Genomic DNA, 11,698 nt, shown 5'->3' on the forward strand with positions numbered 1-11,698 from the left:
TTGCAAAATATAACCGTTGCACTTGATGCAATGGGCGGAGACTTCGGTCCTCGCGTTACAGTGCCTGCCGCCGTGCAGGCACTGTCGCATTTCCCAGCGCTAAAAGTGATCCTTGTCGGTGATCATCAATCGATTTCCACCCAGCTTTCTCAACTTGGCCGCAGTGAAAACGCTCAGCTGAGCATTTGTCATGCCGATCAAGTCATCTCAAACCACGAAAAACCCTCAGTCGCACTGCGTCATTATCAACGCAGCTCAATGGCCGTGTGTCTCGACCTTGTAGCACAAGGTAAAGCGGACGCGGTTGTTAGCGGAGGCAACACCGGCGCCTTGATGGCACTGTCACGCTTTAAACTCAAACTGCTACCAGGTATTGAACGACCTGCACTGGTCACCGCTTTACCAAGTATCACGGGTAAACGTACCTGGATGCTCGATTTGGGCGCCAATATCTCTTGTGATGCGGATTCCTTATTTCAGTTTGCCGTGATGGGCAGCGCTTTGGGGGAAAATAACCTCGCAGTACCACCGCGAGTTGCCCTGCTCAATATTGGTGAGGAGGAGATCAAAGGTAACGATCAGGTCAAACGTTGCTCAGAGATGCTCACCCACAGCGAAGCGATTAATTATGTCGGCTATATCGAAGGAAATCAGATCTTTAATGATGTCGCAGATGTGATAGTGTGTGATGGGTTTGTGGGTAATGTTTGTCTTAAAACCTGTGAAGGTACCGCCCAGTTGGTGGTTGACAAGCTGAAAAGTTGGACGGCGAAGGCCACCATTCGTGGTTGGTTGCTGCGATGTTTACTCCCCGAACTATTTACCCAACTAAAAACACTGAACCCCGACCAGTATAACGGTGCAAGTTTGCTAGGATTGCGCGGCATTGTTATAAAAAGTCATGGAAGTGCCGATGTTACCGCGTTTACCAATGCAATTGGTGAAGCAGTCAACGAGGTAAAACGACAAATACCGAGCCGCATCAGTGATCGTCTGGAAGCGGTATTACTCGAGAGGCATTATTAGTCTTCATGTTTAGCAAAATTTTAGGTACTGGCAGCTACCTGCCGTCTCAGGTGCGTACTAACGCAGATCTAGAGAAAATGGTAGAGACCAGTGATGAGTGGATTGTTACCCGCACGGGTATCAAAGAGCGTCGCATTGCTGCTGAGAATGAAACGGTCGCCGATATGGCACACTTAGCGGCAGAGAACGCTATCGAAATGGCCGCGATCGATAAAAACGATATTGATATGATCATTGTTGCCACCACCAGCGGCAGCCACGCGTTTCCGTCATCTGCATGTCAGGTGCAAGCCAAATTAGGTATCCAAGGCTGTCCGGCCTTTGATGTCGCAGCAGCCTGCTCTGGCTTTATGTATGCGCTGTCTATCGCAGACCAGCACGTCAAGACCGGTATGTGCAAGAATGTACTTGTGATTGGTGCTGACGCCCTATCCAAGACGTGCGACCCAACCGACCGCTCGACCGTGATCCTATTTGGTGATGCCGCGGGTGCCGTTGTGATTGGCGCGAGCAAAGAGCCTGGAATTTTGTCTACCCATATTAATGCAGATGGCCGCTTTGGTGATCTGCTCAGCCTTGAATACCCTGAGCATGGTGGTGATCCAGATAAGTGGTTACACATGGCAGGTAATGAGGTGTTTAAAGTCGCAGTCACCCAGCTATCAAAGCTGGTTAAAGATACGCTGGCGGCCAACGATATGCACAAAACCGAGCTCGATTGGCTGGTCCCTCACCAGGCAAACTACCGAATTATTTCGGCGACGGCGAAAAAACTCGCGATGTCACTAGACCAAGTAGTGATTACCCTCGATAAACACGGTAACACCTCGGCAGCCACGGTACCGACGGCTCTTGATGAAGCGGTGCGTGATGGACGCATCAAGCGTGGTCAAATGCTACTGCTAGAGGCATTTGGTGGTGGCTTCACCTGGGGCTCTGCCCTGGTGAAATTCTAATCTCTCTAATTTAGCCATCGGCACTGTTGTGTCGGTGGCTGAGATTCAATTTTATTGCTTAAGGAAAAGAACATGAGCAAGTTTGCTATCGTATTTCCAGGTCAAGGCTCACAAGCGGTTGGTATGCTAGCCGATCTTGCTGAGCAGTATGAAGTGGTCAAACAGACCTTTGCTGAGGCATCTGAAGCGCTTGGCTACGACCTTTGGGCGTTGGTACAAGACGGCCCAGTTGAAGATCTCAACCAAACCTTCCGCACTCAGCCAGCCCTTTTGGCTTCATCTGTTGCTATTTGGCGCGTATGGCAAGAGCTGGGTCTAGAGCAGCCTGCTAATCTTGCTGGCCACAGTCTAGGCGAGTACTCAGCACTGGTTTGTGCTGGCGTGATTGATTTTAAACAAGCGATCAAACTGGTTGCGCTGCGTGGTCAATTGATGCAAGAAGCGGTTCCTGCAGGAACGGGCGCTATGTACGCCATCATCGGCTTGGATGACGAGGCGATTGCCAAGGCTTGTGAAGAGGCGGCGCAAGGTGATGTCGTGTCACCAGTAAACTTTAACTCGCCGGGTCAGGTTGTGATTGCGGGCAGTAAAGCTGCGGTTGAACGTGCTGGTGCGTTGTGTAAAGAAGCAGGCGCTAAGCGTGCGTTGCCGTTGCCAGTGTCTGTGCCGTCACACTGTGCTTTGATGAAGCCAGCTGCAGATAAACTGGCCCTTGCACTGGAAGAGATCGAGTTCAACCAGCCAGCACTGCCTGTGATCAACAACGTTGATGTGGCTGCTGAGACCGATCCTGCAAAAATCAAGCAAGCCCTAGTTCGTCAGCTGTACAGCCCAGTTCGCTGGACGGAAAGTGTACAACTGATGCACGAGCAAGGCGTCGAAAAACTGCTAGAGCTTGGCCCAGGCAAGGTTCTGACTGGTCTAACCAAACGAATTGTGAAAGCACTGACTGCTGCGGCAGTGAACGATGTTGCGTCGCTAGACGCAGCCAAGTAAGTGTTCAATACCATTAAGGGAAAACAACAATGATGAACCTAGAAGGCAAGGTTGCACTGGTAACCGGTGCAAGCCGCGGCATTGGCCGTGCGATCGCAGAATTGCTGGTTGAGCGCGGTGCAACTGTGATCGGTACAGCAACCTCAGAAGGCGGTGCGACTGCGATTAGTGACTATTTAGGCGATAACGGCAAAGGAATGGCACTTAACGTGACTGACGTTGAATCTGTTGAGTCGACCTTGAAAGCGATCAACGCTGAGTTCGGCGCGATCGACATTCTGGTCAACAACGCGGGTATCACTCGTGACAATCTATTGATGCGCATGAAAGATTCAGAGTGGGATGACATCATCAACACCAACCTGACGCCAATCTACCGTATGTCAAAAGCGGTACTGCGCGGCATGATGAAAAAGCGTGCGGGCCGCATCATTAACGTCGGCTCGGTTGTCGGCACTATGGGTAATGCAGGTCAAGCGAACTACGCGGCGGCTAAAGCGGGCGTGATCGGCTTCACTAAATCGATGGCGCGTGAAGTGGCTTCACGTGGCGTGACGGTGAACACGGTTGCTCCTGGTTTTATCGAGACGGATATGACCAAAGCACTTAACGATGAGCAGCGTGCGGCAACACTGGCTAACGTACCAGCGGGCCGTCTTGGTGACCCGAAAGAGATCGCATCAGCAGTGGCATTCCTTGCATCACCTGAGGCAGGTTACATAACTGGCGAAACTTTGCATGTAAATGGTGGCATGTACATGGTTTAATGCTAAAGTTGGTTGAGTTTAGACAATAGTTGATATTATTGCGCTAAACTCCCCCCAGTTTTGGTTAAGTCTTGCACATAAAATGTGCATGATATAGGTCAAAAATGAGCTGAATTTCGGTTAAAATCGCAAAAATCGTGGTTTGACCAGCAAGGACCCCCTTGCAACTTTCATTAGTTCTAATAAACTACGGAAACATCGCATTTAGGCGACATCTGTAAAGGAAAATTAAAAATGAGCAACATCGAAGAACGCGTAAAAAAAATCATTGTTGAACAGCTAGGTGTAGACGAAGCAGAAGTTAAAAACGAAGCTTCTTTTGTTGACGATCTAGGTGCGGACTCTCTAGACACTGTTGAGCTAGTTATGGCTCTAGAAGAGGAATTCGACACTGAGATTCCTGATGAAGAAGCAGAGAAAATCACTACTGTTCAAGCTGCAATCGACTACGTAAACAGCGCTCAGTAATTTACTCTCCCAGGCGGCCCTCTGGCCGCCTGTGTTTTAATTAGTCTCTTCTATTCCCTCATAGAAACATTTACACCCCGGAGAATAAGATCGTGTCCAAGCGTCGCGTCGTTGTCACTGGCATGGGTATGTTGTCACCGGTAGGCAACACTGTTGAATCTTCATGGAAGGCCCTGCTTGAAGGTCAAAGTGGCATTGTCAATATTGATCACTTTGAAACCGAAAATTTTGCTACTCGTTTTGCAGGTCTAGTTAAAGACTTTGATTGCACCGAGTACATGTCTAAGAAAGATGCTCGTAAGATGGATTTGTTTATCCAGTACGGTATCGCAGCGGGTATCCAGGCCCTTGATGATTCTGGACTAGAAGTTAACCCAGACAACGCTCACCGCGTTGGTGTGGCGATTGGCTCTGGTATCGGCGGCTTAGACCTTATCGAAGCGGCGCACACCGCTCTAACACAGAAAGGCCCACGTAAAGTGAGTCCATTCTTTGTTCCTTCAACCATCGTTAATATGGTTGCTGGTAATCTTTCTATTATGCGTGGTTTGCGTGGTCCAAACATTGCGATCGCAACGGCGTGTACAACGGGTCTTCACAACATCGGCCATGCAGCACGTATGATTGCGTATGGTGATGCTGATGCAATGGTGTGTGGTGGTTCAGAGAAGGCGTCAACTCCACTGGGTATGGCGGGTTTTGGTGCAGCGAAAGCGTTGTCAACACGCAATGATGAACCGCAAAAGGCGTCTCGTCCATGGGATAAAGGCCGTGATGGTTTTGTTCTTGGTGACGGCGCGGGCATCATGGTGCTAGAAGAGTACGAACACGCGAAAGCGCGCGGCGCGAAAATTTACGCTGAGCTGGTTGGCTTTGGTATGTCAGGTGACGCTTACCACATGACCTCACCGAGCGAAGATGGCTCAGGCGGCGCTCTAGCGATGGAAGCGGCGATGCGCGATGCGGGTATTGACGGCACACAAATCGGTTACGTCAATGCACACGGCACCTCAACACCTCAAGGTGATGTGGCTGAAATCAAGGGCATCAAGCGTGCGCTTGGCGAAGAGGGTGCTAAACAAGTTGTGGTTTCGTCGACCAAGTCAATGACAGGTCACCTATTGGGTGCAGCCGGCTCGGTCGAAGCAATTATCACTGTGATGTCACTGGTCGATCAGAAAGTTGCACCAACCATTAACCTCGATGATCCAGAAGAGGGGCTTGATATTGATCTAGCGCCGCACACTGCGCGCGATGTTGAGATGGAATACGCGCTGTGTAACTCATTTGGTTTTGGTGGCACAAACGGCTCGCTGATCTTCAAGAAGATCTAATCTGCTCGCGTGACACTTGTTTTCTAACGGCTTGATGCTTAGCATTAAGCCGTTTTGTTTTTTGTAGCAAGGAAAGGAGTCAGCCTGTGTATTTGGTCGATGGTCAAAAAAACCATGACATCAGCGTGCGCGATCGCTCATTTCAGTATGGCGATGGGGTGTTCACGACGATTCTCACTCGTAATGGCACTCTTGTCCGCTGGCAAGATCATTTGGCTCGCCTTAAGCGGGGCTTGTTTAGACTCGCGATCCCCGAGCCAGACTGGCCCAACGTAGAGCTTTGGCTGGCACAGGTGATGAGCACTGAGCCACTCGCGGGTATCAAGCTGCACATCAGCCGTGGTCAGGGTGGGCGTGGATACAGCCCCACTGGTTGTGACGCTCCGATGGTGACGGTGAGCTCGTTTGCGTTTCCGGCACATTACCAAAACTGGTATCAAACGGGTGTTGAGCTGGGTATTTGTCAGCAACAGCTGGGGCTTAATCCTATGCTCGCAGGAATAAAGCATAATAACCGTCTTGAGCAGGTGATGCTCAAAGCAGAGATGGAGCAGCAGGGCGTTGTCGACGGGGTGGTGTGCGATCTCAATCAACATGTGGTCGAGACCACGATGGCGAATATTTTCTGGCGTCGCGGGGATGTACTTTACACGCCGAAAATCGAACAGGCTGGCGTGGAAGGTGTTGCGCGGAATTTTGTCGTCAATCATGCTGAGCAGTTTGGGCATCAGGTCAAAGTCGGTAGCTTTAGCCTGCAAGATTTACTTTGTGCTGACGAAGTTTATCTGACCAATGCGTTAATAGGCGTTGCGCCAGTGCGTAAAATCGCGCACCATGCTTTTTCATTTGGTCCACTTGCCGAGCAACTACGCAAGAGTTATATGTCGTGTTAAAAAAACTGTTTATTTTTCTCCTTTTAGTATCGGTGATGGCTGCCGGTACGTTTTTCTATGCCCAGCAGCAACTCGAGCAATTCCTTGCTCAACCGGTTGATATTGAAGCGCCAGAGATGCTTCCTGTGCGCCGCGGTGCCAATGTCAATAGCGTCATCAATCAGGTGGTGGCACAAGGCTGGGTCGAGGCATCACCGTTTGGTCGTCTAGTGCGTCATCTTGAACCCGAGCTTGTGGATATTAAGGTAGGTACTTTCTCTGTCACGCCAGATATGAATCTCAAGCAGCTTCTTGAGCTAGTGGTTTCTGGGCGAGAGCACCAGTATTCGATTACGTTTGTCGAAGGTAGCCGTTTTGAGGAGTGGCGCGGCCAGCTCGCCGTTGCCAAGGGCTTAGAAGTTGTCACTCAAGATATGAGCGAGGCAGATATAGCGGCGGAACTTGGCATTGAGCGCGACAAACTCGAAGGACTTCTTCTTGCTGAAACCTATAACTATACCCAAGGTACTAGTGATTTGGATATTTTGCGCAGAGCGAATCGCTCTTTGCAATCTCACCTTGAACGTATTTGGGCGGACAAGCAAGAAGATCTGCCACTCGAGACGCCTTACGAGGCATTGATCTTAGCCTCGATAATTGAGAAAGAGACCTCGGTTGCCGAAGAGCGTCCCCGCGTATCTGCGGTGTTTGTTAATCGCTTGAATGTTGGCATGCGCCTCCAAACGGACCCAACCGTGATTTATGGTATGGGTGATACTTATCAAGGTCGGATTGGTCGTAAGGGACTGGATACACCAACGCCGTACAATACGTATATTATTAATGGTCTGCCACCAACGCCAATTGCCATGGTGGGGGTTGCGTCTCTTGAAGCGGCGCTCAACCCAGAAGACAGTGATTATTTCTATTTTGTTGCCAGCGGCACGGGCGGGCATGTGTTCTCAAAAACACTTGCCGAACATAACCGCGCGGTACAAGCCTATTTACGTCATATAAGAAACAAATAATGAAATCAGCTAAATTTATCGTCATCGAGGGTTTAGAAGGGGCGGGCAAGAGCACGGCCATCAATTGCGTGATCGAAACACTTAAGGCTCATGGGGTGGAAGATATCCAACAGACCCGTGAGCCGGGGGGCACCTCATTGGCTGAGGCCTTACGCACCTTGGTTAAACAGGAGCACGCGGGTGAAGAGTTGATCGATACCACTGAGCTACTGCTGATGTATGCAGCGCGTGTGCAATTGGTAGAAAATAAGATCAAACCAGCGCTAGCCAATGGGGCTTGGGTTGTTGGTGATCGTCACGATATGTCGTCTCAAGCTTATCAGGGCGGTGGTCGTGGCATTGCGGCATCAACCATGACTGCGCTGCGCGATATCGCGCTAGATGGCTTTAAACCCAATCTGACCTTGTATCTGGATATCGAGCCTAAGCTTGGTTTAGAGCGCGCCCGCGGTCGTGGTGAGCTCGACAGGATTGAGAAGATGGATATTAGCTTTTTTGAGCGAACCCGTGAGCGCTATTTGGCGCTGGCTAATCAAGATCCTTCAGTGCTGATCGTGGATGCCAGCCAAAGCATTGCCGAGGTCGGGGCGGATATTGAGCGTCAACTGACGGATTGGCTGAGCAAGGAATCTGCGTGAACACACTCTACCCATGGCTTAAACCACTCTGGCAACAGTGGCAGCCGTCACTGACTCAAGCCAGTTTTACTCAAGCTTGCTTGCTTAGCGCGGCAAGTGGCTTGGGGGCGTCAACACTGGTCGAAGTGTTAGCTAAGACACTATTGTGTAAATCATCTAATGAAGAAGCGTGTGGTTTCTGTCATAGCTGCGATCTGTTTGATGCCGGGACGCACCCTGATTTTCACCAAGTCGCTCCACCCGAGCCAGGTAAGTCAATATCGGTTGAGCAGATCCGTCAATGCCAAGCATGGGCTCAGCAGGCCTCTCAATTGGCCGGTCAACGCATCATCTGGATTCATCACGCGCAAGCGATGACGGAGTCTGCATCCAATGCGCTGCTTAAATCGCTTGAGGAGCCGAGTGCAACTTGTAGTTATGTCCTCACGGTGGAAAAGGGTAGTCAGTTGCTGCCAACGATTACCAGTCGTTGTCAACAGTGGCATATTGTCACCCCAGAATTTAGTCAAGGGCTATCGTGGCTCAAGCAGCAAGCGGACAGTCAACTCGCACCGCTGGCACTGACCCTAGCTGGGGGAGCGCCGCTTCTTGCGCAGCAGTTGATCACTGATAAGGCGGTGGGCGACTATCAAAAGCTGGAGAGCAGCCTCGTGAATGCTCTTGAGCAGCCGATGTTTGGCGCGTGGAATGAAGTAGCCAAGGTAGCGGCAAGTGATTACGCTATGACGCTAACCTGGTTATGGTTACTGTTGGCGGATGCGCAGAAAGCGCAGCTTGGCTTGAAAGCAGATCAGCAACTTCCAGGTGCTGAGCGGGTTGCCAAGCTGGTGGAGCAACAACTGCTCTATACTCAGACTCATCGGCTCAGTACACTTATCGACCAATTTAACACCCATTCTGGATTAAACCGTGAATTACTGCTGTTAGAGTGGTTAATGGCATTTTAAGAGAAACCATGTTTATAGACTCCCATTGTCATCTCGACAAACTTAATTATGACGACCTTCATCTTGATCTCAGTGATGTGATCGCCAAGGCAGAGCAAGCTAAGGTGACCGAGCTACTCTCGGTTGGTGTAACCATGAAGTCCTTTGCCAACATGCTGGCGATGATCGAGCCATTTCCACAAGTGCATGCCTCTTGTGGTGTGCACCCGCTGGATGTTGAGAGTGATTTTGATCTCATGCAGTTTCGCTCTTTCGCTGAGAGCCCAAGAGTGGTTGCGATTGGTGAAACGGGGCTCGATTACCACTACAAACCGGAAACGGCGCAGCTCCAGCAGGAGCGTTTCCGTCAGCAGGTGGACTTGGCGGTTGAGCTGAATAAACCCCTGATCATTCATACTCGTCAGGCCCGTGAAGATACCTTAGCTATCTTGCGTGAGCATCAAGCCCACAAGTGTGGCGGAGTGATCCACTGCTTTACTGAGGATCTGAGCTTTGCACAGCAGGCAATGGAGCTTGGGTTCTATATCTCAATCTCGGGGATCGTCACCTTCCGTCAAGCGACTGAGCTTAAAGAGGTTGTAACCGCTTTGCCGCTCGATCGCCTATTGATAGAGACCGATTCACCGTATCTTGCCCCTGTGCCTCATCGCGGTAAAGAGAACCAACCTGCGTATGTTGTTGAGGTTGCCGCCTATATTGCCCAGTTAAAAGGCATCTCGATAAACGAAATCGCGCAGCAAACCAGTGAAAACTTCCGGGATCTTTTTTTGAGGAGATAAAAAACTCCGCTACCTAAGGGCGCCTATCGGCGCCCTTATTTTTGCTTGTTGGCGAGTACTTAACCGCTAAGGTGATGCTACTCGCACGAATCCTGATTTTAGTGCAGCTCGTTGCGATGAACTTAATGTTCTTTGCGAAAAAAGATTATGACGTTTTTATTTGTAGAGTGAAATTAATCAAAATACGGTATAAGTACATGTATTTATTTGTAAATGTGTTGTGATTGGGTGGCTTTCAAGCCCATATTAATTGTGATCTGACTTAGACTTTAAAATTAAAGTCCCATGTTAACTAGCAAATCACGACAGGCTCAATATATATTTAGAGGCGGAAAATATAATGCACAAAAATGATTACATTTTCACTGAGGACTAACATTAAGGCTGCGGGGGTGTGCCGTTAGGCCTCAGCAATTACAAAAACTTTATCAGGAGCATAACTATGTTTAAAAACCTTTTTGCAAACCTGCAAAAAGTCGGTAAGTCACTGATGCTACCAGTATCAGTACTGCCAGTTGCAGGTATTCTATTAGGGGTTGGTGCAGCAAACCTTGGATTCATTCCAGAGATTGTTTCACACCTAATGGAACAAGCGGGTGGTTCAGTATTTGGTCAAATGGCGCTACTATTTGCAGTAGGTGTAGCACTTGGCTTTACTAACAACGACGGCGTAGCAGGTCTTGCTGCAATCGTTGGTTACGGTATCATGACGGCAACGCTAAGCGTTATGGCTGACGTGATGGGCGTTGAAAGCATCGATACTGGTGTTCTAGGTGGCATCCTAGTCGGTGGTGTAGCTGCTTGGTCATTCAACCGCTTCTTCAAGATCCAACTTCCAGAATACCTAGGCTTCTTCGCTGGTAAGCGTGCAGTGCCAATCATCACAGGTTTCGCTGCGATTGCACTGGGTATTGTACTATCTATCATCTGGCCACCAATTGGCGGCGCTATCTCTACCTTCTCTCACTGGGCGGCAGAGCAGAATCCACAAGTTGCATTTGGTATCTACGGTATCGTTGAGCGTTCACTGATCCCATTCGGTCTGCACCACGTGTGGAACGTACCTTTCTTCTTCGAAGCGGGTCAATGTGCTAACGCAGCGGGCGAGATCAACAACGGCGTTCTTACTTGTTACCTAGTGGCTGATGATGCAACACGTGCAGCTGGTAATGGCTTCGGTCAGCTAGCGGGCGGTTACATGTTTAAGATGTTCGGTCTACCAGCAGCAGCAATCGCAATTGCGCACTCTGCTAAGCCTGAGAACCGTGCAAAAGTAATGGGTATCATGGCGTCAGCAGCACTGACTTCATTCCTAACGGGTATCACTGAGCCAATCGAATTCTCATTCCTATTCGTCGCGCCAGTACTATACGCTATCCACGCTCTACTAGCGGGTACTGCATTCTTCCTAACTAACACGTTCGGTATCGTACACGGTACATCGTTCTCACACGGTCTGATTGACTTCACTGTTCTATCAGGTAACGCGCAGAACATGGGCATCATGGTTGGTCTAGGTCTAGTTTACGCAGCTATCTACTACGTAGTATTCCGCGCAGTTATCAAGGCAATGGATCTTAAGACTCCAGGTCGTGAAGACGAAGACGAAGCAACGGCAAGCGCAGCACAAGGCTCTGACATGGGTTCTGACCTTGTAGCAGCGTTCGGCGGCAAAGCAAACATCACAGGTCTTGACGCATGTATCACTCGTCTACGCGTTGCAGTAGCAGACACGGAAGCGGTTGACCAAGACAAGCTTAAGCAGCTAGGCGCAGCCGGTGTGGTTGTTGTCGCTGGCGGCGTACAGGCTATCTTCGGTACTAAGTCTGACAACCTAAAAACTGAAATGGATGAGTGGATTAAATCCCACTAATTTTCCCAAATCGG

The 11,698-nt window shown here is 49.8% G+C and carries 12 protein-coding genes; all 12 read left to right on the forward strand.

Translation table 11 applies throughout. The features are described from left to right. On the forward strand, positions 1–1,026 hold the full coding sequence (gene plsX, locus ACZ5R2_RS07205; protein ID WP_464901622.1) for a phosphate acyltransferase PlsX: 1,026 nt from the start codon (positions 1–3) through the stop codon (positions 1,024–1,026). Positions 1,027–1,031: 5 nt separating this feature from the next. Then, positions 1,032–1,982, forward strand: coding sequence for a beta-ketoacyl-ACP synthase III (locus tag ACZ5R2_RS07210; RefSeq protein WP_464901623.1), 951 nt, complete (start codon positions 1,032–1,034; stop codon positions 1,980–1,982). A 72-nt stretch (positions 1,983–2,054) separates the two neighbouring features. Then, positions 2,055–2,978 (forward strand): ACP S-malonyltransferase, encoded by a 924-nt coding sequence (gene fabD / locus ACZ5R2_RS07215; RefSeq protein WP_464901624.1) that lies wholly within the window; start codon positions 2,055–2,057, stop codon positions 2,976–2,978. A gap of 32 nt (positions 2,979–3,010) precedes the next feature. Continuing rightward, positions 3,011–3,745 (forward strand): 3-oxoacyl-ACP reductase FabG, encoded by a 735-nt coding sequence (fabG, locus tag ACZ5R2_RS07220; RefSeq protein WP_464902330.1) that lies wholly within the window; start codon positions 3,011–3,013, stop codon positions 3,743–3,745. Between the two features lie 234 nt (positions 3,746–3,979). Beyond that, positions 3,980–4,213: an acyl carrier protein gene (acpP, locus tag ACZ5R2_RS07225; protein ID WP_004406112.1), complete on the forward strand. Its 234-nt coding sequence runs from the start codon at positions 3,980–3,982 to the stop codon at positions 4,211–4,213. 92 nt (positions 4,214–4,305) lie between these two features. Next, positions 4,306–5,547: a beta-ketoacyl-ACP synthase II gene (fabF, locus tag ACZ5R2_RS07230; protein ID WP_464901625.1), complete on the forward strand. Its 1,242-nt coding sequence runs from the start codon at positions 4,306–4,308 to the stop codon at positions 5,545–5,547. An 86-nt stretch (positions 5,548–5,633) separates the two neighbouring features. Further along, a complete protein-coding gene (gene pabC, locus ACZ5R2_RS07235; protein WP_464901626.1) occupies positions 5,634–6,440 on the forward strand; it encodes an aminodeoxychorismate lyase in 807 nt (268 codons plus the stop codon). Continuing rightward, on the forward strand, positions 6,434–7,447 hold the full coding sequence (gene mltG, locus ACZ5R2_RS07240) for an endolytic transglycosylase MltG (protein ID WP_464901627.1): 1,014 nt from the start codon (positions 6,434–6,436) through the stop codon (positions 7,445–7,447). The genes pabC and mltG overlap by 7 nt, the downstream gene beginning before the upstream one ends. Then, positions 7,447–8,085: a dTMP kinase gene (gene tmk / locus ACZ5R2_RS07245; RefSeq protein WP_464901628.1), complete on the forward strand. Its 639-nt coding sequence runs from the start codon at positions 7,447–7,449 to the stop codon at positions 8,083–8,085. The genes mltG and tmk overlap by 1 nt, the downstream gene beginning before the upstream one ends. Beyond that, entirely contained in the window at positions 8,082–9,032 is a 951-nt protein-coding gene (gene holB, locus ACZ5R2_RS07250; RefSeq protein WP_464901629.1) for a DNA polymerase III subunit delta', read from the forward strand. The genes tmk and holB overlap by 4 nt, the downstream gene beginning before the upstream one ends. Before the next feature lie 8 nt (positions 9,033–9,040). Next, positions 9,041–9,811, forward strand: a complete 771-nt coding sequence (locus tag ACZ5R2_RS07255) for a TatD family hydrolase (RefSeq protein WP_464901630.1) — start codon at positions 9,041–9,043, stop codon at positions 9,809–9,811. Positions 9,812–10,253: 442 nt separating this feature from the next. Beyond that, positions 10,254–11,684, forward strand: coding sequence for a PTS glucose transporter subunit IIBC (gene ptsG, locus ACZ5R2_RS07260; RefSeq protein WP_464901631.1), 1,431 nt, complete (start codon positions 10,254–10,256; stop codon positions 11,682–11,684). Positions 11,685–11,698 lie beyond the last annotated feature (14 nt).

Source organism: Vibrio sabulosilitoris (assembly GCF_055391395.1).

Excerpts from the sequence above, each read along its gene's own strand:
- acpP (WP_004406112.1), top strand. The coding sequence starts at position 3,980 with ATGAGCAACATCGAAGAACGCGTAAAAAAAATCATTGTTGAACAGCTA.
- ptsG (WP_464901631.1), top strand. The coding sequence starts at position 10,254 with ATGTTTAAAAACCTTTTTGCAAACCTGCAAAAAGTCGGTAAGTCACTG.
- fabG (WP_464902330.1), top strand. The coding sequence starts at position 3,011 with ATGAACCTAGAAGGCAAGGTTGCACTGGTAACCGGTGCAAGCCGCGGC.
- fabD (WP_464901624.1), top strand. The coding sequence starts at position 2,055 with ATGAGCAAGTTTGCTATCGTATTTCCAGGTCAAGGCTCACAAGCGGTT.
- tmk (WP_464901628.1), top strand. The coding sequence starts at position 7,447 with ATGAAATCAGCTAAATTTATCGTCATCGAGGGTTTAGAAGGGGCGGGC.
- ACZ5R2_RS07210 (WP_464901623.1), top strand. The coding sequence starts at position 1,032 with ATGTTTAGCAAAATTTTAGGTACTGGCAGCTACCTGCCGTCTCAGGTG.
- ACZ5R2_RS07255 (WP_464901630.1), top strand. The coding sequence starts at position 9,041 with ATGTTTATAGACTCCCATTGTCATCTCGACAAACTTAATTATGACGAC.